The sequence below is a fragment of the Gordonia sp. B8661-1 genome (assembly GCF_059427765.1).
Genome location: NZ_JCAHRL010000001.1, coordinates 797206 through 819898, shown reverse-complemented (window position 1 = coordinate 819898; position 22693 = coordinate 797206). Strand labels below are relative to the sequence as shown.

The window sequence follows — 22693 nt, the reverse complement described above, 5'->3', positions numbered from 1 at the left end:
CGGCAGGCGTACCGCGCCCGTGACCGCGGTCGACCGTACCCTATTTCTTACGCTTTCCGTTACCGTCCCGTGACTGAAACTGAGAGCTTCCTTAATCGGCGGCATCAGGTGTCCAGGTCAGCCGGATCGTCGGCGGCGACTATGAGCTGCGCCACATTATGAGCGCGTGTCGACGGTGTCGAATGCGGCCCGTGCGGTCGCTAGTTCGGCTGGAGAACCGAGAGGGAGGTGCCCTCGTGCACCACGATGTAACCGTCGACCGACTCGGTGGTGCCGAGCGTCGGACGCGACCACGCGATTTCTCCGGCCGACACGTCGAAGGCGGTGATCTGGTTGCGGTTGGCAAAGATCAGGCGGTCACCTGTGGCGCCGACGCAGGCGAGCTGATCGATGTTCGCGTCGGGGTCGTCGAGGGACGGGACCGGCAGGCTGCCGAGTTTCGCGCCGTCGGAAAGGCGGTGGATCACCCGTGAGCGGTCTTTGAGTGCGAATGCCACCTGATCTCCGCAGGGGCGCGTATTCGACTTGGAGAGTTCGGGATCGGTGATCTGCCAGAGCGCCCGGGTGAGTGCCGGGTCGCGAATCTCGTAGCGCCCCTGGACCTGCTGGATCTCGCTGTCGCCGACACCGGTGAGTACCGGAAGCCGCGAAGGACCGGGCAGCACCTGCAGTCCGGGGACACGCGCACTCGGCCTGCGGCTCACCTCGCCGTCGGGTATTCCGTACAGATCCACCCGCTCCTTCTCGAATTCGTTGTGCTGCACCGTTATCCCGGTGGGGAACGCGGTGATCCGACACTGTGTGCAGGTGATCCGGTCCTCGCCGTCCGTCGAATCGACGACGAATTCGGCGCCGTCCGAGGTGCGGATGATCAGGATGCCCTCCGGCGTCACCGAGGCCTTCGCCGCGGCGGCGAAGGTCCTGGTCCACAGTCGTCTGCCGTCCGCGTCGTACATGCTGACGCCATAGCCCACCTGGTCGATGCGCAGGAAGTTCGGCCCCACCGCGACGACCTGTTTCGTGTCGTCGAGAGCGGTCCGGGAGTGCGGTGTCCCCGACTCATCGATGAGATAGAAGCCGTCCGGCACGCCGCCGAGTTTGATGGCGCAGCCGATCTGGCCGGTCGCTGCGATGGCGCAGTCGCCGAGCCCGACGACCACCGGCTGCTGCCAGCGCGGTTCCCCCGTCGCGCGGTCCACGAGCAGGAAGGCGCGGCCGAGCCCCGAGCGGTACGAGAGCAGCCAGCGATCCCGGAGTGTGTCCGCGATCTCGATGCCGTCGTCGGTGCCGTAGCCGGGCAGGGTGTCGCTGGACTGGGTCCACGCGACCTCGGGTTCGCGGTCGTAACCGCGCAGCTGACCCGCCGTGTAATCGGTGGTGGACGTGGACCCGCCCATGGACAGGATCACCCCGACGACGGCGACCATGGCGACCACGAGTACCCCGACGACAGTGCCGATACCGATGCGGAACGGGAGACGTCGCGCGACTGCGGTGAGCGACGGACGGACTGACATGGACAACAGTCAAACACGTCCGTCGGTTGGCGAGATGACGTGGCGGTCAACCGGCCGTGGCGCGTCGACCTTCGGGTTCTCGCCGGAACTGCGTGGGGCTCACACCCCGGTGGCGTTTGAACGCCGAACTGAAGGCGAAGGCGCTCCCGTATCCGACGCGGCGCGCGATCGTCCCGAGTGGCTCATCGGTGTCGGTGAGCAGGTCACCGGCCACCGACAGGCGCCACGAGGTCAGATAGGTCATGGGTGGCTCGCCGACCGATTCGGTGAACCGCCGGGCCAGAACCGCTCGAGAGACACCCACTTCGGCGGCGAGGCCGGCGATCGTCCACGGATGCTCGATGTTGTTGTGCAGCAGCCGAAGTGCGCCTCCGACCACGGGGTCGGTGTGTGCCCGGTACCACGCCGCCTCCGGCGAGCCCGGCGATTCCATGTGCCGCCGGAGTCCGGTGATGAGGAGTAGATCGAGCAGACGCCCCAGTACGACCTCCTGCGCGGGGGCGTCGCGGACGATCTCCTCGTCCAGCAGGGCGACGAGTGGGTGATCGGACAGTTCCACGACGGTGCAGCGGTCGACCGCGTCGAGAAGTGGGCGGTTGACCTGCCCGGCCGCGTAGGTGCCGACGAGGATGACGGCGTCGGCGGTGGTGTCGTCGGCGCAGTTGCCCCAGGACCGCACGCCCACCGACATCTCCGTCGCCACGGGGCGCGTGCCGGTCGGGTCGAAGCAGTCGCCGTTCTCGTCGACCCACGCGGTCCACTCCGCGGCCTCCGGATGGCCGACGGTGTACGGATGCGTGCCGCGGACGAGTGCGACGGCGCCCGGCGTCAGCCGGTACGCGGTGCCGTCGTCATAGCGCAGCGTGGCCGATCCCCGGATGGTGGCGACGACGGTCAGCGGCGCGGTGTCGGTGACGTGCACCGACCAGGAGCCGGACATCACCATCCGCAGCATGAACGGGCTGCGGGCACGAGGGCCGTCGAGCAGGCTTCCGAGGGCGTCCATGGCGGTGATCCTAACTGCTCCGGAGCCGCACCGCGAGACGATGACGCATGAATTCGAGCGCGAGGGCCATGGATCGTCTCACCTCGATGGTGTGAACTCAGGTGTATGACCATCAACGAAGAGCAGCACCGCAGCACCGCACCGATCGTGATCGTCGGTGCGACCGGGAAAACCGGGCGCCGCGTCGCGGACCGTCTCCGCAGGCGCAACCACGATGTCCGGGCCGTCAGCCGGAGTACGGATATCCGATTCGACTGGACCGACCGGGCCACCTGGCCCGCCGCGCTGGCCGGCGCCGACGCGGTCTACGTCACCTATCAACCGGATCTGATCGCCCCGGGCTCGGGTGCGGACATCATGGAGTTCACCCGCATCGCCGTCGATGCCGGCGTGCGGCGGCTCGTCCTGCTGTCCGGCCGTGGAGAGGCCGAGGCGCAGGTCGCCGAGCAGATCGTGCACCGGAGCCCGCTGGACTCGACCGCCCTGTCGTGTGCCTGGTTCACGCAGAACTTCACCGAGGGCGCGTTCGTCTCCGAGATCGCCGAACTGGACACGCTCACCATGCCGGTCGGTGACGTCGGGGAGCCCTTCGTCGACGCCGATGACATCGCCGACGTGGCGGTCGCCGCACTGACGGACGTCGACGAGGGAATGAACCCCCATGCGGGGCAGACCTATTCACTGACCGGCCCGCGATTGCTGACCTTCGCCGGCGCGGCGGACGAGGTCGGTGCGGCACGGGGACGTCCGGTGGCTTTCCGGCGCGTCACGGCCGACGACTACCGCGAGATCGTGCGTGAACTGGGGGTGCCGGACGCGGACGCGGCCATCGTGCACGAATTGTTCGCCACGCTCTTCGACGGTCGGAATGCCAGTGTCTCCGGTGACATCGAGCGTGTACTCGGCCGTCCGGCAACGGATTTCGCCGACGTGATCCGCCGCGAACTGGGCACGGTGCGTCGATGAGCGGCGTGCGCGAGGTGATGCTGACCGCCACCATCGTGATCTTCGGACTGCATGCGGGGCTGTACGCGGCCTTCGCCTACTCGGTCTTGCCCGGTCTACGCCGGGCAGATGCGGCAGTGGGAGTCGTTGCCATGCAACGGATCAACGTCGCCATCCAGAACCCGTTCTTCCTCCTGATCTTCGCGGGCGGGCTGGTCGTCGGTGCGATCACGGCCGCGCTCTGCTGGTCGGGGCCGCTGCGCTGGTGGGTGGTGGGTGCGCTGGTGTTGTGTCTGATCGGCACACTCATCACCATCGGGATCAACATCCCGCTCAACAACGCCCTCGACGAGGCCGGTGCGGTCACCGGTACCGCGGCCGAACGCGCCTGGTCGGACTTCGCCGGACCGTGGGCGCGCGCGAACATCGCCCGTGCGGTGGTGCACGCCGCTTCCTTCGCGGTGCTGGTCGTCGGCGTCGTGCACCACCGGGGCTGACCGTCGGCGGAACTAGCCCAGTTCGTCCCGGAGCACCTGCGTGAACGGCACGGGGTCCCGACCGATCAACTCGGTCAGGGCGGGATCGTCGGCATCCAGCGCACCGTCGGCGGTGCGCGCGTCCGAGTTCGCGAGGACGGCGGCGAACGGCCCGGGGATGCCGGCCTGTGTGAGGGCCGCCGCGTAATCGGCTTCGGGCACATCCTGATACCGCACGTCGGTGCCGGTGACCTCACCGATGGCGGCGGCGATCTGCGCGTGGGTGAGGCGCTCGGGTCCCGCGAGTTCGATGATGCCGGGCGTGCCGTCGATGAGCGCCGCCGCCGCGGCGTCGGCGTAATCGGCCCGCGCGGCTCCGGCCACCCGGCCATCGCCCGCGGCGCCGTACAGCACTCCGCTCTCCACTGCGGCGGGCGTGGACTTGACGAAGTTCTCCCAGTACCAGCCGTTGCGCAGGATGACGGCGGGAATTCCGCTGTCCGCCAGCACCTTTTCGGTCCCGGCGTGCTCCTCGGCGAGGGTGAGAGGCGAACTGTCCGCCCGGAGGATGCTGGTGTACCCGAGTAGTCCGACGCCCGCGGCCTTCGCCGCGCCGATCACGGTGGTGTGCTGGGCGAGACGTTTGCCCACCTCGGGTCCGGACACGAGCAGCAGTCGGTCCACGCCGTCGAGGGCGGTGTCGAGTGCGTCGCGGTCCGCGTAGTCGGCGACGCGAACGTCCACTCCCGCCGATCGCAGGGCGTCGGCGCGATCGGGGTTGCGCACGACCGCGACGATGTCCGCCGGTGCGATACCCCGGCGGATCAGCGCGTCGACGGTTGCGCCGCCGAGACCTCCGGTTGCGCCGGTCACTGCGTAGGTGGTCATGAGAATCCTCCGGTGTCGGGTGCGGGAACTCGACCCATGGTGCACTTACTTTTCGTACAGTGCAAATCTAGAAGGAAGTGCATGGCTGTCGGTCAGGTAGAGTGATGATCATGTCCGCCGCATCCGACCCGCACGTTTCCGATGTGGCACGCGACGACGAGGGTGCCCGGGCGGCCGATGAACTGGCCGCCGCCGGCATGGAACCCGCACTCCTGGCCGATGTGTTCGCGCGTGACTGCGCGTCGAGGGACATCCTGCAGACCGTCACCAGTCGCTGGGGACTGCTGGCACTCGCCGCGCTCGCGGAAGGCGATCTGCGCTTCAACGCATTACGTCGTCGCGTGGACGGAGTGAGCGAGCGCATGCTGTCGGTGACGCTGCAGGCCCTGGAACGTGATGGCTTCGTCAATCGTGCTGTGTTGCAGACGATTCCGCCCAAAGTGGAGTACTCGCTCACCGATCTCGGTGTGGCCGTTGCGGATCGGCTGACAGGATTGATCGACTACGTCGAGGGGCATGTGGCGGACGTGGAGCAGGCGCGAGTCGACTACGACGCGCGGGGCTGAGCGGCACCGTTCGCGACCTCGCCGACCGAGTCGCGGATGAATCGCAACAGCGGTTCGATCGAGACGGACGGGTCCACCGCGCGCTGTACGCCGAGTCCGAATGCGCTGCTGACGATCTGATCGGCCAGAAGATCGAGATGCGCGGGATCGAGGTCGGGGTCGATACGCCTGCCCAGGGCTCGCAGTACCGACCGGATCGATTTGTGCATGCCGCCGCGCAGTGACGACACCATCTCCTGCATGCCCGGGTCGGTGCGGGACATGACCGCGACCTCCATCTCCAGCATCGTCCAGCCGACGTCGCCGACGGTGGCGCCGAGCCAGCGTTCCATCGACTCGATCTGGGAGGCCAGGTCGCCGTCGTCCCGCATGATCGCCTCGATCTCGGCGAGCTTTTCCTGGTGCACCGTCGCCAGCACCTCCCGGCACAGGGTGGGCTTGTCGCGGAAGTTGGAGTAGATCGCGCCCTTCGAATAGCCCGCGTCGTCCGCGATCTGGTCGAGACTGGTTGCCGCATAGCCGTCGTCGAGGAATCGCCGGCACGCCGCGGCCAGGATCTCGGTGCGGGTGGCGGCCTGGCTCTCGGCCCGGGTCAAGCGCGGCATGGCCCGAGTCTAGAAGACTCGACCGCTGTTGACCTACCGTCGGCATCCGGATACCGTCGGTATTCGAAACGGGCGGGAGCGATGGAGGGGCGTCATGGGGCGGAAGAACAGCATGTCGATAGACGGGGCGACGGTGATCGTGACCGGTGGCGCGCGGGGGATCGGCGAGGCCACCGCGCGGTTGTTCGCCTCGCAGGGCGCGCGCGTCTGGATCGGTGACATCGATGCCGACGTCGCCGCCGTCACCGCGTCAGGCATCCGGAATGCGCAGTCCGCGGCGCTGGACGTCACCGACCCGGCCTCGTGGGCGCAATTCCGGAAAGAGGTCACCGCACACGGGGATTCCGTCGACATCCTCGTGAACAACGCGGGGGTGATGCCGCTGGCCGCTCTCGATGAGGAGTCCGAGGAACTCATCGATCTGACCCTCGACGTCAACGTCCGCGGGATGCTCAACGGCATGCGCGCGGTGATACCGGACATGGTCGCGGCCGGGCGCGGACATGTCGTGAACGTGGCGTCCCTGGCCGGGCTCATCCCGATCCCGGGGATGGTCACCTACAACGCCAGCAAGTTCGCCGCACTCGGTGCCTCCCGCGCCGCGCGCCGCGAGTACCTGGGCACCGGTGTCACGGTGTCGGCGATCCTCCCGTCCGCCGTTCGCACCGAACTGTCCTCCGGTGCACCGTTGGGCGGCGGCATGCCGACCGTCGACCCCGAGGACGTCGCCCGCGCCATCGTGCACACCTGCCGCACCCGGGCCGCCGAGACGTCGGTGCCCCGATGGGTCGCTCCGGCATGGCGACTGTCCGACGCGCTGACCCCGGAATGGCTGGAGAACGCGGTGCGGACCCTGATCAAGGACCGGCGGGCCCTCACCGCCATCGATGCCGACGGCCGGCGCGCCTATACCGACCGCCTCGACCGCCACGCCGGGATCGAGGCCGCACGATGACCAGGCGCGCAGTGGCCATCGGCTGCGGTGGCACCATCGGTGGCGCGTGGATCGTCGCGACGCTCAAGGCGCTGTCCGATCATATCGGCGTGCAGCCATCGGAATTCGATGTCCTGCAGGGAACGTCGGCGGGCGCGGAGATGGTGACCATGCTCGCCGGGGGCGTCGGCACCGACGAACTCGTCGCGATGCAGCGCGGGCGGGCCGAGGATCCGCGTCTGCGTGCACATCTGGCGGCAACCCCGTCGGGGATCCCGCCGCTACCGGTTCCGCGGCCGCTGTCGCCCGGGTTGGCGCGACGGCGGTTCCCGTCGCCCCTGGCGCGGATGACCGGTGTCGCACCCACCGGCCGCGGCAATCCCGCGTGGCTCCAGGCCCTGGCCGATGCCTACGACACCGCAGAGAATCCGTTGCCCCACAGCAGGGCCCGCATGGTGGCCTTCGACATCGATCGCGGCGAACGTGTCGCCTTCGGTTCGCCCGGTGCACCGGCGGCGACCGCCGGAGAGGCGCTGCGTGCATCGTGGGCCATTCCGGGCTGGATGCCGCCGGTGACGATCGGCGGCCGCCGGTACGTCGACGGCGGTGCGGCATCGACCGCGTCGATCGACCTCATCGGCCCGGAGGAAGCGGATGTCATCTATGTGATCGCACCCATGGCTTCCGAAGCCGGACAACGGGTTCCGGGTATCGGCGGGGTGCTGGAGGATCGTCTCCTACGGCAGCCGATGTCGGCCGTCCTGCATCAGGAGATCGACCGGGTGCGCGCCCGGGGCACGACCGTGGTCCCGATCCTGCCGGATCGGCATGCACTCGCCGGGCTCGGCGCCAACTTCATGAACCGCGGGCACCGCGAAGCCGCATTCGAATCCGCCATGGAGACAGCCGACTACACCGTCGGACGGGCCCTCGATCGCGCGGATGCCGCGCTGTGACCGCCGACCGCAGTCCACGCATCGTCATCATCGGGGCGGGTGTCGCGGGTATCGCGGCCGCCCACACCTTCGTCGAGGCCGGGTTTACCGACCTGGTGATCCTCGAGAAGGGGTCGGACGTCGGGGGTGTGTGGCACTGGAATCGCTACCCCGGGCTCACCTGTGACGTGCCGTCGCAGATCTATCAATTCGGTTTCGCGCCGAAGGCCGACTGGAGTCACATCTGGGCCACCGGTGCCGAGATCCAGCGGTATCACCGTGACGTCGTCGATGAACTCGGTCTGGACGCGTATCTGCGCCTCAACTCCGAAGTCCTTGCGGCGGACTGGGATGAGGACAGCAAGACCTGGTCGGTGACCACCGCCACCGGCGAGACGCATGTCGCCGACTTCGTGATGTGCGCGACCGGCGTGCTGCATCACCCATTCGTTCCCGACATCCCCGGACTCGCCACCTTCACCGGTCCCATCGTGCACACCGCACGGTGGGACGACGAGATCGTCACCGCGGGCAAACGGATCGCCGTGATCGGCACGGGATCGACCGGCGTGCAGGTGGTGTCGGCTCTCGTGTCGGAGGCGGAGCGGCTCATCCACTTCGTGCGCTCGCCGCAGTGGGTGCTGTGGGCGCCGATGGGCGTCCGGCAGTCGAAGCTCGTCGCGGCCGCGCTGGGGCGACTGCCGCGTGTGCACCGGGCGATGTTCGGCGGACTGGTCCGTACCACCGGGATCTTCACCGACGTCGTGTTGCGTCCCTCGTGGCGCCGTCGCGCCGTGCAGCGATACGCACGCCTGTCCCTGTGGGCTCAGGTGCGCGACAAGGTATTACGGGAGAAGCTCACCCCCGACTATCAGCCGCTGTGTAAGCGGCAGGTGGTGTCGGGCACCTACTATCGCGCTATCACACGCGACGATGCCGAACTCGTCACCGACGATATCGTCGAGGTCACGCCGACCGGTATCCGCACCGCGGACGGCGTCGAGCGGGACATCGATGTGATCGTGCTGGCCACCGGATTCCGGGCACACGACTACATGCGGCCGATGGCCATCACCGGACGGGACGGCGTGACGATCGACGACGCCTGGGACAAGGGGCCGCGCGCCTACCGGATGACGGCCATCCCCGGCTTCCCCAACCTGTTCACGATCCTCGGTCCCAACTCGCCGACCGGCTCGATTCCGTTGCAGCACTCCGCGGAACGGACCGCCGAGTACATCGTCGGCTGGCTGCGGCGCTTCCGGGACGGGGAGGTGGAGGCGGTCGAGGTGACCGAGGAGGCCACCACCCGCTTCACCGACGACGTCGCCGATGCGATGGTCCCGACGGTCTGGAACACCGGCTGCAACTCGTGGTACTTCTCCGAGGCCGGAACCGTCGACCTCTGGCCGTACGATCGCTCGACCCTGGACCGGATGCTCACCGAGCCCGACCCGGCCGACTATCACGTCGACCGGGCCTGACATCTCCTGGGGTGCAAAGGATCTCGATACGGTCTCGGTTGGCGCCTCGACCTACTCGATCAGCGAAGCTGGGATCGCGTTGTTCTCCTGCTGATCGAGAGCGCGCGAGCGTAGCGAGTGGGCGTATCGAGATCTCAGAACAGCTGCCCGAGGTAGAACTCGGCGCCCTGATCGTCGCGGCACAGGGCCATCTGCCCGTATGCCTGACGATCGGGCTCGGTGATCACCGTGCCGCCCGCGGCACGCACCCGGCCGACCGCGGCCTCGATGTCGGCGACATTCCACATCGGTACCGCCACAGAGGTTTCCGAGCCCCCGGCGATTCCGACCTGTGGGTGCGTGTCGTCGACCTCCCAGCCGTCGTCGATACGGCCCGCCGTGAACGACCATCCCAGGACCGGCCCGTAGAAGGCGCGATAGCGCGCGCTGTCCGGTGTGTGCACCGTGAGGTAGGACAGTTCCCCGACGCCGCGTGGGTGCTGTTCTGCGCGTGGCGTATCGGGTGCGGGAACGTGCACGGAGAAGCGGACGCCCTGATCGTCGGTCGCGTCGATCACCCGGACGCCGTCACGGGCCACCTCGTCGACGTCCCCCGCGGTCCCGCCGGCGGCAATGATCGCGGCCCGGGCGGACTCGAAATCGTCGACTGCGTACACGCAGTACAGAGTGTTCATGCCGTAGTCGCCGGCCTGTGAGAGGCCCAGCCGGTGGCCGAGATTCGTGACCTGACGGGTCTCCGGGTCGTAGTCCCAGCCCAACACCGAGCCGTAGAAGGCGACCGCGCGTGCCACATCCGGGGTTTGCAGCGAGGCGTACACCAGGTCGCCTTGCCGCACGCGTGACGGCGCGGGTGTAGCCGCGGACGGACCGGTCAGCATCCAGCGGTGCCCGAACGGGTCGACGATCGTCCCGGTGCGGTGGCCGTACGAATCATAGGGCTCCCGCGTGACCGCCGCGCCCCCGCGCGACGCCTCGGCGACGGCGACGTCGACGTCGGGGACATCGAGCATCAGGCTCACCGAGACATGTCCGGCGGCCGGAGCGCGCAACCCCATGTCGGGGAACTCGGCCGCGAGATAGATGGTGCCGCCGCCGATCTCGAGTTCGGCATGACCGATGCGATCGTCGTCCATGACGATCGGCTCGCCCACCAGCCGCGCACCGAGGTGATCGACATACCAGTCGATGGCCGCACGCCCGTCGGTGACGGCGAGGTACGGCAGGGCGCCGGGGCGCGGAAGACGTTCGGCAGCAGGGGTTTCCCGCACCGGCGCGGTTGTCGCAGTGCTCATGATGACTCCTTCCGGGAGTGTTGCGCCACGCTCGAGCCGGTCGCGCAGTACGTTCGCGAATCCGGAGTCGGGTGTGATGGGTTCCGACCATGCGGGGCCGTCGGCAGCACGAAGGGCCACGAACGGATCGGACCACTCGCGTTCGTCGTCGCGGTGCGTGTTCATGCGTGACCTCCTCTCGGTTGCCGCCCGCCGGACGGTGGGCTGTGGGGTGGTGATCCGTCGGGTTCCGGGCCGGCGTCGGGGTATGCCTCCCGAAAGGCTCTCTTGGCGCGCGTGAGCAGTGCCTCGGTCGCGCCGGGGGTGCGGCCGAGGTGGGCGGCGACCTCGGCGACCGGGAGGTCGTCGACGTAGCGCAGGGTGAGCACGGCCCGGTGGCCGGGGGAGAGCCGCGCGAGCGTCGCGTGGGCGACGAGCCGGTCGAGGTGGACGTCCCAGTGATCGGCCGGGGACTCGGGCACCTCGTCCACGGGTTCGGGGATGCGCTGCTTCGCACGCCAGTGATCGGCCAGTTTGTGTCGAGCCACACCGATCAGCCACGGGGTCGACGGCTGCATGGTCGCGTCACGCCGCACGGTGTCCATCGCCGCGAGAAAGGTCTCGGACGTCAGATCCTCGGCGACGCGACGATCCGTGCATCGCCGGTACAGATAGCCGTAGACCGCGGGCAGCGCGTCGTCGTACACCGCCAGCAATGCCTGGGCTCCCCGGCCCCGTGGGCCCTCGCGTTCGCCACTCACATACTCATCGTCGTACGCGGGACGAAGAATCCGACGCCGCATACGGAAATTGATTCGTCGCCGAGTCCACACCCCGACACGTGGGTGCGCCGCCGATCGCAGTACGCGATCGGCGGCGCAGGCGGTGACGACTGTGGACTGCTGCCGGGCTACTTCCGCACGGCGGCCATCACGGCGTCGGCCACCGCATCCGGGCGGTCCAGTCCGACGAAGGTCAGCGAGTCGGGGACCTCGGTGAAGGGAACGTCGCCGAAGACCGCGGCGAACCGGCGACCGTGTTCGGGCGTGAAGCACCGGTCCTGCATGCCCCACACGAAGGAGACCGGAACGGTCACCCGGGACATCAGGGGAGTGATCCGGGCGAGTTCGTCGGGATCGATGGTGCGGAGGAATGCGGACAGGTCGTCGCGGATGCGGGGGTCGGTCCGCAGTGGTTCGAAGACGTCGCGGGTGAGTTCGGCGTTCCGGTTGTGGGTGAGCAGTCCGACGCCGAGAGGTGAGTGCCGGATGGCCGTCACCTGGAGCGGTCCGGCGATGGCGAGGCGGGTGAAGGTCGGGTTCTTCATCAGCCCGAAGATCAGCCGGAAGGGTTGCGGCGGAAAGAGATCGAAGGCGTCGCAGTTGGTGAAGACCAGCCGGCCGACCAGATCGGGATCGTCGGCGAGCGCGTATTGGGTGATCGCACCGCCGGTGTCGTTGGCCACGAGAGTGGCATCCGACAGTCCGAATTCGTGGACGAACTCGGTGACGAGCGAGGCCGCGCCGCGGACGGATCGATCGTGGCCCGGGCCCCACGGGATGCGGTGTGAACCGAGCGGCAGGATCGGCAGGTAGCAGCGGTGGCCTGCGGCGGCGAGGAGGTCCGCGACCGACGTCCACAGCCGGTTGTCGACGGCGACACCATGGATGAACAGGACGGGCGGATGGGGTGAGTCGGCGGGACCGACGACGTCGTAATCGATGGTGCCGGAGGGGAGTTCCACGGTTGCCATGGGTGCGGGCGCCTTCCGTATAAGGTGTGACTGTCATTTACGAACACTCAGTACGGAAGTTACATACAGACAGAATGAATGTCAATCGTCGAAGCCAGGCCGAACGCACCGCGGCGACCCGCGCCGCGCTCGTGCGCGCCGGTCGTCACCTCTTCGGAGAACACGGTTACGCGGAGGTCGGCACGCAGGCCATCGTCGAGGAGGCCGGTGTCACGCGTGGCGCGCTCTATCACCAATTCGATGACAAGAAGGGGCTTTTCGCGGCCGTCTACGACGATGTCGAGCAGGGCATCGTGGCCCGGATCGCCACACGGGTCGGAGAGTCGGCGGCCGACGATCCGATCGATGCGCTCAAGGCGGGGGCCCGGATCTTCCTCGAGCTCGTCACCGAACCGGCGGTCCACCGGATCACGCTCGTCGATGCGCCGTCGGTGCTCGGTTGGGTGGAATGGCGGGCGCGTGGGGAGGAATTCGGCTTCGCGCTCATCGAGGGCCTGATCGCGACGGCCATCGAACAGGGGCGGGTGGCCCAGCAGCCGGTCCGGCCGATCGCCCACGTGGCCGTCGGCGCGCTCGACGAGGCCGCGCTCTACGTCGCCGCCGCCGACGATCGTCCGGCCGCGACGGCGGAGATGGTGGTCGTGATGGACCGGATCATCGATTCGTTCACGATCGACCGATGAGTTCCCGCGCGGCACCCGGTCGGTATGGGTATGGCAACCGCAACGATCAATTCCATGCTCCTGTCCACCGACGATCCGCAGCGTCTCGCACGCTGGTACGCAACGGTTTTCGAGGCCGAGGTCCAATCAACACCCGGTGACGGCTACTCGGTCGTCGGCCTGGACGGCTTCTACCTGATGTTCGACAAGCGTGACGACGTGTCGGGACCCAACACGAACGGCGCCCGGGCGATCCTCAATGTCGAGGTCGACGACCCGGAGGCCACCGCCCGGCGGCTCGACGGAGTCGGTGCGGAATGGGTCAGCCCCCTCGAGGACCGCGACGGCAACTTCTTCGGCACCGTTCGTGACCCCGACGGCAACTGGCTGCAGATCGTCCGGCTCAGTGACGAGCACGAAGCCGAGATGAGCGGCCCGGAGTCGGCCTTCAGCGGATTCGCGGTGCGTGACCTGGACGAGGCCGCGAACTTCTATCGCGACGTGCTGGGCATGCGGGTCCTGCGATTCCCGATGGGGATCCTCGGTGTGCGGATCAACCGGCAGACGACCGTCCTCGCCTATCCGAAGCCCGACCATCAGCCCGCAGCCTTCACCATCCTCAACATCCCGGTCACCGACATCGATCGGGCCGTCGACGATCTGGCCGCGAAGGGTGTCGCCTTCCTCCGTTACGACGGGTTCGATCAGGACGACCGCGGCATCGCGCGCGGGGCCGGCGGCGGACCGGACATCGCGTGGTTCACCGATCCGTCGGGCAATGTCATCTCCGTTCTCTCGAGCGCCGGCCAGGAGTGAGCCCCGCGGCTGCGGAAAACATCGTCGTGAGAGACCTTCGAGGGCAAATTGCCCTCGGACCGCGCTGAGGGCGATGTTTTCCGCAGCCTTTCCGATGATCCGTCGCCCGTTCGCTGAGGGCGTAGCGGTGCTGCGTCGAGTCCGGAACATGCCGACGACGTGCACGGTTGAAGCAGTCAGACCCCCGCCGGGTTCGTTCGGATGAATTCTCCGGACGGGCGTTAACTGCAGGTGCATGACACACGACCTCTAGACTGGAAGCAGGCTGGTCGTCGTGTACCTCGACCACGTGGAACGCACACCCAGAAGTGTGCGACCTCACAACAGTGGTCACCGACGGCCGGGGCGCTAGCAAACGAGGGAGAACAATGTTCGAACGGTTCACCGACCGCGCACGCCGGGTCGTCGTCCTGGCGCAAGAAGAAGCGCGGATGCTCAACCACAACTACATCGGCACCGAGCACATCCTCCTGGGTCTGATCCACGAGGGTGAGGGTGTCGCCGCCAAGGCGCTCGAGTCCCTCGGGATCTCCCTGGAGGGTGTGCGAAGCCAGGTCGAGGAGATCATCGGCCAGGGCCAGCAGGCACCGTCCGGGCACATCCCGTTCACGCCGCGCGCCAAGAAGGTCCTCGAGCTGTCGCTGCGCGAGGCGCTGCAGCTCGGCCACAACTACATCGGCACCGAGCACATCCTGCTCGGCCTCATCCGCGAGGGCGAGGGCGTTGCGGCGCAGGTGCTGGTCAAGCTCGGCGCCGACCTCAACCGGGTGCGTCAGCAGGTCATCCAGCTGCTGTCCGGTTACCAGGGCAAGGAGCCGCAGGAGGCGGGCACCGGCGGTCGCAGCAGCGAATCCGGCACGCCGTCGACCTCGCTGGTCCTCGACCAGTTCGGCCGCAACCTGACGGCCGCCGCGAGCGAGGGCAAACTCGACCCCGTCATCGGTCGCGAGAAGGAGATCGAGCGGGTCATGCAGGTGCTGTCCCGCCGCACCAAGAACAACCCGGTGCTGATCGGCGAGCCCGGCGTCGGCAAGACCGCCGTCGTCGAGGGACTGGCGCAGGCCATCGTCAACGGCCAGGTGCCCGAGACCCTCAAGGACAAGCAGCTCTACACCCTCGACCTCGGTTCGCTGGTCGCGGGCAGCCGCTACCGCGGTGACTTCGAGGAACGCCTCAAGAAGGTGCTCAAGGAGATCAACACCCGCGGCGACATCATCCTGTTCATCGACGAGCTGCACACGCTCGTCGGCGCGGGTGCCGCCGAGGGCGCCATCGACGCGGCCAGCATCCTCAAGCCGAAGCTGGCGCGTGGCGAACTGCAGACGATCGGTGCCACCACCCTCGACGAGTACCGCAAGTACATCGAGAAGGACGCCGCCCTCGAACGCCGGTTCCAGCCGGTCCAGGTCGGCGAGCCGTCGGTGGAGCACACCATCGAGATCCTCAAGGGTCTGCGCGACCGCTACGAAAGCCATCACCGGGTGTCCATCACCGACGGTGCGCTGGTGGCCGCGGCGACTCTGGCCGACCGCTACATCAACGACCGGTTCCTGCCGGACAAGGCGATCGACCTCATCGACGAGGCGGGCGCGCGTATGCGCATCCGCCGGATGACCGCTCCGCCGGACCTGCGGGAGTTCGACGACCGGATCGCCGATGCCCGTCGCGAGAAGGAATCCGCGATCGATGCGCAGGACTTCGAGAAGGCGGCCAGCCTCCGCGACAAGGAGAAGACCCTTGTCACCGAGCGTGCCGAGCGTGAGAAGCAGTGGCGCAGTGGCGATATGGACGTCGTGGCCGAGGTCGACGACGAGCAGATCGCCGAGGTGCTGGGCAACTGGACCGGTATCCCGGTCTTCAAGCTCACCGAGGAGGAGACCACCCGTCTGCTCCGTATGGAGGAGGAGCTGCACAAGCGGATCATCGGTCAGGAGGATGCCGTCAAGGCCGTCTCCAAGGCGATCCGCCGTACGCGTGCGGGTCTGAAGGATCCGAAGCGTCCGTCCGGCTCGTTCATCTTCGCCGGCCCGTCCGGTGTCGGTAAGACCGAGCTGTCCAAGGCGCTGGCGAACTTCCTGTTCGGCGAGGACGACGCACTCATCCAGATCGACATGGGCGAGTTCCACGACCGCTTCACCGCGTCGCGGCTGTTCGGTGCTCCTCCCGGGTACGTCGGCTACGAAGAGGGCGGCCAGCTCACCGAGAAGGTGCGCCGCAAGCCGTTCTCGGTGGTGCTCTTCGACGAGATCGAGAAGGCGCACTCGGAGATCTACAACACCCTGTTGCAGGTCCTCGAGGACGGCCGTCTCACCGACGGTCAGGGCCGCACGGTCGACTTCAAGAACACCGTGCTGATCTTCACCTCGAACCTCGGCACCTCCGACATCTCCAAGGCGGTGGGCCTCGGCTTCACCTCCGGTGATGACTCGCAGTCCAACTACGAGCGGATGAAGCTCAAGGTCAACGACGAGCTGAAGAAGCACTTCCGGCCCGAGTTCCTCAACCGTATCGACGACGTGATCGTGTTCCACCAGCTCACGCAGGACGAGATCATCCAGATGGTCGATCTGATGATCGGTCGCGTCGAGACGCAGCTGAAGAACAAGGACATGGAACTCGAACTCACGGATCGGGCGAAGAAGCTGCTGGCCAAGCGCGGGTTCGACCCGGTGCTCGGTGCCCGGCCGCTGCGTCGCACGATTCAGCGTGAGATCGAGGATCAGCTCTCCGAGAAGATCCTCTTCAACGAGCTGACCGCCGGCCAGATCGTGCTGGTCGACGTCGAGGGCTGGGACGGCGAGGACGACGGCGAGGACGCCAAGTTCACGTTCACCGGTTCGGAGCGTCCGCGGGAGCTGCCGGATTCGCCGGTGGTGCTCAGCCAGGCAGGCGAGGGCAACTCCGACGCGAGCTAGTCCCTGACGAACGGAGAACCCCGGTGCCGGTGGCGCCGGGGTTTTCTGCTGTCCGGGGGTGCGATCGACTCATGCTGCCCCTGCGGTGCCGTCGCCGATATGGAACTGTCGAGGCATGGCCTATCGGTACACGAATCTGACGGGGGCCGTGCGGGACGCGTCCTCTCCGCTGCGGAGATATTTCGACGAGCGCTTCCCGAACGTCAAGCCGCTGCAGCGGACCTACCGCGAGACGAGTGGTCCGATCCTCGTCGAGCCCGGGACGGCGAACCCGGCGATCGTCGGTGCGGCCTTCGATTTCCAACTGCGGTTCACGCTGGAACCGTCGGTCTTCCCGGCGGTCGCCACCGCGGCCTTCGTGCAGCGGCCGACAGAATTCCGGGCGATCGGGGACGTCGCGGTGATCGCGAGGGACGCGGCCCGGGGCGGTGACACCGAGACGCTGGGCCGGGCGTGCTGGGCCCTCGCGTGGACGACGGATGTCTACCGGAGCGGAGGGGTGGTGGCCGGCTCGCCTCTTCGCCGCCTGCTCGCCCGGCCGGGCGGTCTCACCACCGACGGACTGCTCGGATTGGCACCTGCCGATGGGCTGCGGCAGCTGCGGGAGATGGGGGCGCTGGCGGAGACCCGTTTCGTCCCACATGTGCGCGGGCCGTACGAGCTCGGGCCCACATTCGATGGATCGGACTACTGTCCCGCGGATGCCGACCTCATCGCCGATCATCTGCTCATCGACGTCAAAACGCGTGCGGGCCACAAGAACCCACGGACCGGGGTGCGTTCGGACAGTCTGCCGACCGTGGACATCTATCAGCTTCTGGCCTATACGATGTTCGACCGGTCCGATACGTACGGGATTCGCGGTGTCGGCATCTACTCGGGACGCTACGGTGGCCTGCACACCTGGGCGCTCGACGAGTTCTTGCGGACACTCGCTGGGGAGGATGTGGATGTGCGCCGCGTTCGCGCGCGCGTCTGGTCGCTGCTCACCCGGCCGTAGGTCCGCTGATCGGGTAGTCCGAGGCGCTGGCCGAGGACGGATCGAGATCGATCATTTCCCGAGCGATCGATCGGGAGCCACGTAAGGTGAGTGCGTGCCCTCATTGTCTGACACCGCGAACGCAGAGTCCGCCATCGTCGTCGAACGCGACGGCGACATCGCCGTCCTCCGGCTGAATCGCCCGGATCGCCTGAACGCCTTCACCTTCGGCATGGGGGAGGAGTTGCGGGCGGCACTCGACGCGACCGACGCCGACGATTCGGTGCGTGCGGTGGTCATCACCGGGACGGGGCGTGCGTTCTGTGCGGGAGCCGATCTCGGCGCCGGTGCGACGACCTTCGAACTCGAGGAGTCCGAGCCCGGGGTCGTGCCCCGGGACTCGGGTGGCCTGCTGACGCTGCGGATCTTCGAGTCGCTGAAGCCCGTCGTCATGGCGATCAATGGTCCGTGTGCCGGTGTCGGCGTCACGATGACGCTGCCCGCGGATATCCGGATCGCTTCCGACGACGCGCGTTTCGGATTCGTCTTCACGGCGCGCGGACTGGTGCCCGAGGCGTGTTCGAGCTGGTTCCTGCCGCGTCTCGTCGGACTGCCGACGGCCCTGCGCTGGACCCTGCCGGCGAAGATGGTGTCGGCGGAAGAAGCGCTCGACGCCGGCCTGGTCCAGCAGGTGGTCCCCAAGGAGGATGTCGTCGCGACGGCCGTCGCCGCGGCCCGTGACCTGACTTCGGGATCGGCGCCGGTGTCGCTCGCGCTGACGCGGCAGTTGCTGTGGCGGATGGCGGGTGCGCCCGACCCGATGGTCGCGCACGAGGCGGATTCGAAGGCGATCTACTACCGGGGCACGATGCCCGACGTCGCCGAGGGGGTCACCGCGTTCCTGGAGAAACGTGACGCCGTGTTCACCGATCGGGTGTCGGCGGATTTGCCGGATATCTTCTGATCCGCGGTCACCATTGCGGCGATTTACGCCCGCCCACAACGGTTTTGCGGTGAGTGTGGGCGTGATCACGCCGGTCCGGTGAGGTCCACGGGACCGCATGTGTGAGACTTCTTCTCATGCGCCGCTCCCTGCTCACCCGTGCCGCGACGGTGGTCGCCGCGAGTGCTGCGATCGCCTCGGTGGTGATCCCCGGAACGGCCGCGCCCGAGTTTCCTGCTCCGCAGACGGATTCGGCCGGTGAGTCGCGGGACGCCGCACACCGCGGGGCCGATGTGCACGACGGGCGATATGCGGGCAAAAAGTATGTCGCGCTGGGCAGTTCGTACGCATCCGGCCCCGACTCCGCGCCGCTGGCGGACCGGATCTGCTTCCGGACGCGCGACGACTATCCCCACCGGGTGGCGGCCGCGACCGGTATGCGGCTGACCGACATGTCGTGTTCCGGCGCGACGACCGACAATCTTCTCGATCAGCCACAGGGCCGCCATCGACTCCGCCCCCAGATCGGTGCCGTGACAAGCGATACCGACGTCGTGACCATCACGACCGGCGGTAACGATCTCGGCTATGTGGGCCGGCTCACGACCGAGGCGTGCACGAACGCGGTCGGTCCGGCGGCCGGACTCCGTCAATGCGTGCGCGGCCACGTCGTCCGGCCGGCACCGACCGCCGTCGACTACACACTCGTCGAACGCGACATCGCCGCGTTGGTGACCACGGTCCGTGCCCGCGCGCCGCATGCGCGGATCCTGGTCGTCGACTACCCGCCCGCACTGGCCTCGGCCGCCGATGTCTGTGCACGCGCTCCGCTGACGCCCGCGCAGGCGGCCACCACCATGCAGGTGTTCGGCGGACTGGCCCAGGCGACCGCCATGGCGGCGGCCCGCACCGGCGCGCAACTGGTGGAGGCATCGAAAGCCGGTGCGTCGCACACGGTGTGCTCGCCGGAGCCGTGGCTGCACGGGCTCGAACGACCGGTGCCGTTTCATCCGAATGCGCGCGGCAGGGCCGCGGTCGCCGAACTGGTCGTCGCCGCGCTGGCCTGAGTCGACCGGTCAGGCCACGACCGACTGTGCCGCGCGGTAGCGGTGCCGGTACACGGCGACCGCCGAGATGATCAGCAGTGCGCCGGTCGCCGACACGAGGGTGGCCGCCTGAATGTCGAAGAGGACCCGCACGACGAGGCCGAGAACAACGGCGGCGATGCCGACCGCCATCGATCGTCCGGCGTTCTGCTCGCGCCAGTCGATGGTGCTGCGACCCGTGGTGATGAGGCTGATGGGGCTGCGCCGCAACACTTCCACCACGAAGACGGTCAGCACGACGGTGGCGACGAAGGATGCGGCGATCACCACGCCGGGTGACTTGTCCAGGTTCTCGAGGATCTGTGGGCGCAACTCCGCGAGCACCAGTGCGTGTGACAGGTAGATGGCGAAGGATCGATCGGACGCGGTGCGCATGACCGCGTCGGTGACGGAGCCGGGCCGCCTGCGGTTCTGCCACATCGTGCCGAAGACGTAGAGCATGACGATGATCGCGACATAGGCCAGGGTGTTCTGCAGCATGAAGGCGTTGGTCGCACGTGTCACGCTGGTGCCGCTGTCCACCTCGTCCACGTAGTAGAGCAGCGTCGCGAGAATGATCAGCGAGCCGAGCCCGAGCAGTTGCCACCGCCACCGCACCATGAATGCCTGGAAGGCCTCGTAGTGCATCGCGGCCACGCAGCCGGCGAGCACGAAGAACTGGTAGGGGAACAGCGTCACCACCAGATGCCGCCACAGGGTGCCGAGCGGGCCGTCGTCGAAGATCGGCAGCGGCGGGCGCACCATCAGGTACATGATGGTCACCTGGAACGCGAGGCTCAGCGCCAGCAGGTAGCGGTGAAATCCCCAGGTGCGGCGCAGAATCCACAACAGCAGCGGGAAGATCGCGTAGATCTGCATGCTGACGGACAGGAAATACAGGTGATACCAGGCATTTCCGGTGATCAGGTCATACCCGATACTCTTCGCGGTCGTAACCAGGTGACTCAATGAGTCGAAATATGTTCTCAGCCCGGCAAATCCGCCACCCTCGTAGCGGCCGTAGGTCCAATAGAACAGCGACCACACCAGGAAGGGCAGGCCGATCAGCTTGTAGCGGCGGCGCCAGAACGGGATCGCTTTCAGTTCCCGGTTGCGGTACTGGTAGGTGAGGACGAAGCCGGTGAGGGCGAAGAACCCGTAGCGGGTGTAGCGCAGGAGCAGTCCGAGGCCGCCCGCGGCGACATTCACCGGTGTCGCGATGCCCAGGACGACGTGATCGAGGATCACGCCTCCGAACGTGACGAGGCGCACCAGGTCCACCTGATAGAGGTGCTTGTCACGCTTCTTCGGTGCAGGCTCGGAGCCGTTGGTGTCTTCCGGTGCGACCGTGGGGGTTTCGTCCGGCTTGCCGGACTTCGGATGGGCTGTCGCCGGTTGTTCGGTAACCATCGTCGCCCTCCTGTCGCTCGGTACCGCGCTGCGCGCGACGACATCCGTCCGGCGAAGGTGTTGGCCCGGACGCGAGTCGCATTCACTCGCACGGATTTCCGACGTCGCATGGCACGACGATGTGCACACGGCCCGAATGTCTGCGGAGACGTTACTCCATCCGGCTGAGTGGATATCGTGCGGGCGCGTGCCGGTGTCGCCACACCGCCACCCCGAGTGCTGAGGCCAGGAAGCAGGCCACGGCGCCGACGGCCAGTCCGGCCCGTGCACCCGCGGCCTCGGAGATGGCGCCGATGATCGGGCCACCGATGGGGGTGGTGCCCATGAACGACACCGACCACAGGGACATGACCCGGCCACGCATCTGCGGGTCCGAATTCAGTTGCAGGGTGGCGTTGCCGGTGGACATGAACGTCACACTCAGCCATCCGACGAAGAACAGCGCGATGACGGCAACCGTGAGATTGGGGGAGATCGCGGTCAGCGCGATGGTCACCCCGAAGCCCGCGGCCGCGATGGTCAGGGGGCGCACGCCGGTCGTTCCCCTCGCCGCGACCAGGAGTCCGCCGACGACCGCGCCGAGACCCATGGCCGACGTCATGAAGCCCAGTGCCTGGGGGCCGCCCTCGAAGGTGTCCTTCGCGGCAGCGGGCAGGGAGACCTGGAATTCGTAGGCAAGGGTGCCCACCAGCGCCATCATCACCAGAGGCACCCACAGTGCGGGGATCCCCGCGATGTAGCGAAAGCCCTCACGGAGCTGGCCTTTCGCCCGGACCACCCGTTCCTCGCGTTCGATGGTCGCGGTGTTCATCGCGACCAGCGAGACGACAACCGCGACGAAACTGATCGCGTTGATGGTGAAACACCACCCGGCGCCCACGGCGGCGAGGAGTACGCCGGCCACGCCCGGACCGATCGCGCGGGCGGCATTGACCATCACCGAGTTGAGGGTGACGGCGTTTCGGATCAGCGCCTGGCCGACGATCTGATGAATGAATGCCTGCCGTGCCGGATTCTCGAAGGCGTTGTTGAGGCCGAGCAGCAGGGCCAATACACCGACGTGCCAGATCCGGACGGCACCGGTCAGCGTGAGTACCGCGAGGACAGCGGCCAGCAGACCCATCACCGACTGCAGGATGATCATCAGCCGTCGGCGGTCCACCCGGTCGGCGATCACCCCCGCGTACGGGCCGAGGAACAGGATCGGCAGTGCCTGTAGGGCCACGATCAGCCCGAGGATCGACGCGGAATCACTGAGCGTCAGGACCAGCCACGCCTGCGCCGTGGCCTGCATCCAGGTGCCGATGAGGGAGATCGCCTGACCGAAGAAGTAGAGGCGGTAATTGGGGTTGGCGAGCGACGCGAAGACGCCGTCACGCGTGGTGGGCGCCGACGCGGTGAGGGGACTGTCCGGTTCGCGCTTCTCGGGTTCGCGGATGTCGGACATTGTTCCCATGATAGGTGTGTCGGCGGTGGCGGGGGCGAGCCGACGAGCGCCGCGTC

General features: G+C 67.7%; 21 protein-coding genes. 12 read left to right on the top strand and 9 right to left on the bottom strand.

Going from position 1 to position 22693, the window contains the following annotated elements; all coding sequences use genetic code 11:
• Nucleotides 1-200 precede the first annotated feature (200 nt).
• A complete protein-coding gene (locus tag AC4JJG_RS03860) occupies nucleotides 201-1517 on the bottom strand; it encodes a hypothetical protein (RefSeq protein ID WP_495398848.1) in 1317 nt (438 codons plus the stop codon).
• Nucleotides 1518-1563: 46 nt separating this feature from the next.
• The gene (locus AC4JJG_RS03855; RefSeq protein WP_495398849.1) at nucleotides 1564-2523 is read right to left on the bottom strand and encodes a cupin domain-containing protein; all 960 of its coding nucleotides are present in this window, start codon (nucleotides 2521-2523) and stop codon (nucleotides 1564-1566) included.
• Between the two features lie 105 nt (nucleotides 2524-2628).
• Between AC4JJG_RS03855 and AC4JJG_RS03850 the strand changes: the two genes are divergently transcribed.
• The gene (locus tag AC4JJG_RS03850) at nucleotides 2629-3489 is read left to right on the top strand and encodes an NAD(P)H-binding protein (RefSeq protein WP_495398850.1); all 861 of its coding nucleotides are present in this window, start codon (nucleotides 2629-2631) and stop codon (nucleotides 3487-3489) included.
• Nucleotides 3486-3965 carry an anthrone oxygenase family protein gene (locus AC4JJG_RS03845; RefSeq protein ID WP_495398851.1) on the top strand — a complete coding sequence of 160 codons (480 nt, stop codon included), beginning with the start codon at nucleotides 3486-3488 and terminating at the stop codon, nucleotides 3963-3965. The genes AC4JJG_RS03850 and AC4JJG_RS03845 overlap by 4 nt, the downstream gene beginning before the upstream one ends.
• Before the next feature lie 12 nt (nucleotides 3966-3977).
• On the opposite strand, the gene AC4JJG_RS03840 is transcribed toward AC4JJG_RS03845, so the two are convergent.
• The gene (locus tag AC4JJG_RS03840; protein ID WP_495398852.1) at nucleotides 3978-4832 is read right to left on the bottom strand and encodes an NmrA family NAD(P)-binding protein; all 855 of its coding nucleotides are present in this window, start codon (nucleotides 4830-4832) and stop codon (nucleotides 3978-3980) included.
• Nucleotides 4833-5029: 197 nt separating this feature from the next.
• Here AC4JJG_RS03840 and AC4JJG_RS03835 point away from each other — a divergent pair, with 197 nt between their 5' ends.
• The gene (locus tag AC4JJG_RS03835; protein ID WP_495399603.1) at nucleotides 5030-5398 is read left to right on the top strand and encodes a winged helix-turn-helix transcriptional regulator; all 369 of its coding nucleotides are present in this window, start codon (nucleotides 5030-5032) and stop codon (nucleotides 5396-5398) included.
• On the opposite strand, the gene AC4JJG_RS03830 is transcribed toward AC4JJG_RS03835, so the two are convergent.
• Nucleotides 5380-6003 carry a TetR/AcrR family transcriptional regulator gene (locus AC4JJG_RS03830; RefSeq protein WP_495398853.1) on the bottom strand — a complete coding sequence of 208 codons (624 nt, stop codon included), beginning with the start codon at nucleotides 6001-6003 and terminating at the stop codon, nucleotides 5380-5382. The two genes, AC4JJG_RS03835 and AC4JJG_RS03830, sit on opposite strands and share 19 nt — an antisense overlap.
• A 94-nt stretch (nucleotides 6004-6097) precedes the next feature.
• Between AC4JJG_RS03830 and AC4JJG_RS03825 the strand changes: the two genes are divergently transcribed.
• The 3 genes from AC4JJG_RS03825 to AC4JJG_RS03815 are packed head-to-tail and all read left to right on the top strand — an operon-like array spanning nucleotide 6098 to nucleotide 9356.
• Entirely contained in the window at nucleotides 6098-6958 is an 861-nt protein-coding gene (locus tag AC4JJG_RS03825; protein WP_495398854.1) for an SDR family oxidoreductase, read from the top strand.
• On the top strand, nucleotides 6955-7893 hold the full coding sequence (locus tag AC4JJG_RS03820; RefSeq protein WP_495398855.1) for a patatin-like phospholipase family protein: 939 nt from the start codon (nucleotides 6955-6957) through the stop codon (nucleotides 7891-7893). Before AC4JJG_RS03825 ends, AC4JJG_RS03820 begins: the two co-directional genes overlap by 4 nt.
• Nucleotides 7890-9356, top strand: a complete 1467-nt coding sequence (locus AC4JJG_RS03815; protein WP_495398856.1) for a flavin-containing monooxygenase — start codon at nucleotides 7890-7892, stop codon at nucleotides 9354-9356. Before AC4JJG_RS03820 ends, AC4JJG_RS03815 begins: the two co-directional genes overlap by 4 nt.
• Before the next feature lie 134 nt (nucleotides 9357-9490).
• Here the strand turns inward: AC4JJG_RS03815 and AC4JJG_RS03810 are convergent, their stop codons facing one another.
• The 3 genes from AC4JJG_RS03810 to AC4JJG_RS03800 form a co-directional block, all read right to left on the bottom strand.
• Nucleotides 9491-10813 (bottom strand): VOC family protein, encoded by a 1323-nt coding sequence (locus tag AC4JJG_RS03810; protein ID WP_495398857.1) that lies wholly within the window; start codon nucleotides 10811-10813, stop codon nucleotides 9491-9493.
• Entirely contained in the window at nucleotides 10810-11388 is a 579-nt protein-coding gene (locus tag AC4JJG_RS03805; RefSeq protein ID WP_495398858.1) for an RNA polymerase sigma factor, read from the bottom strand. The genes AC4JJG_RS03810 and AC4JJG_RS03805 overlap by 4 nt, the downstream gene beginning before the upstream one ends.
• Nucleotides 11389-11537: 149 nt before the next feature.
• Nucleotides 11538-12380, bottom strand: coding sequence for an alpha/beta fold hydrolase (locus AC4JJG_RS03800; RefSeq protein ID WP_495398859.1), 843 nt, complete (start codon nucleotides 12378-12380; stop codon nucleotides 11538-11540).
• A gap of 74 nt (nucleotides 12381-12454) precedes the next feature.
• Here AC4JJG_RS03800 and AC4JJG_RS03795 point away from each other — a divergent pair, with 74 nt between their 5' ends.
• The 6 genes from AC4JJG_RS03795 (at nucleotide 12455) to AC4JJG_RS03770 (ending at nucleotide 19762) form a co-directional block, all read left to right on the top strand.
• Nucleotides 12455-13063, top strand: coding sequence for a TetR/AcrR family transcriptional regulator (locus AC4JJG_RS03795; protein WP_495398860.1), 609 nt, complete (start codon nucleotides 12455-12457; stop codon nucleotides 13061-13063).
• A 30-nt stretch (nucleotides 13064-13093) separates the two neighbouring features.
• Nucleotides 13094-13858: a VOC family protein gene (locus tag AC4JJG_RS03790; protein ID WP_495398861.1), complete on the top strand. Its 765-nt coding sequence runs from the start codon at nucleotides 13094-13096 to the stop codon at nucleotides 13856-13858.
• 368 nt (nucleotides 13859-14226) lie between these two features.
• A complete protein-coding gene (locus tag AC4JJG_RS03785; RefSeq protein WP_495398862.1) occupies nucleotides 14227-16773 on the top strand; it encodes an ATP-dependent Clp protease ATP-binding subunit in 2547 nt (848 codons plus the stop codon).
• Between the two features lie 115 nt (nucleotides 16774-16888).
• Nucleotides 16889-17773 carry a hypothetical protein gene (locus tag AC4JJG_RS03780; RefSeq protein ID WP_495398863.1) on the top strand — a complete coding sequence of 295 codons (885 nt, stop codon included), beginning with the start codon at nucleotides 16889-16891 and terminating at the stop codon, nucleotides 17771-17773.
• Nucleotides 17774-17867: 94 nt separating this feature from the next.
• Complete coding sequence (locus AC4JJG_RS03775; RefSeq protein WP_495398864.1) at nucleotides 17868-18716, top strand: enoyl-CoA hydratase-related protein; 849 nt, start codon at nucleotides 17868-17870, stop codon at nucleotides 18714-18716.
• A gap of 116 nt (nucleotides 18717-18832) precedes the next feature.
• Nucleotides 18833-19762, top strand: coding sequence for an SGNH/GDSL hydrolase family protein (locus tag AC4JJG_RS03770; protein ID WP_495398865.1), 930 nt, complete (start codon nucleotides 18833-18835; stop codon nucleotides 19760-19762).
• Nucleotides 19763-19771: 9 nt separating this feature from the next.
• Here the strand turns inward: AC4JJG_RS03770 and AC4JJG_RS03765 are convergent, their stop codons facing one another.
• Together AC4JJG_RS03765 and AC4JJG_RS03760 are read right to left on the bottom strand one after the other, a co-directional pair.
• Nucleotides 19772-21190, bottom strand: a complete 1419-nt coding sequence (locus AC4JJG_RS03765) for an acyltransferase (RefSeq protein WP_495398866.1) — start codon at nucleotides 21188-21190, stop codon at nucleotides 19772-19774.
• Between the two features lie 151 nt (nucleotides 21191-21341).
• Nucleotides 21342-22637, bottom strand: a complete 1296-nt coding sequence (locus tag AC4JJG_RS03760; protein ID WP_495398867.1) for an MFS transporter — start codon at nucleotides 22635-22637, stop codon at nucleotides 21342-21344.
• Between the last annotated feature and the right edge of the window lie 56 nt (nucleotides 22638-22693).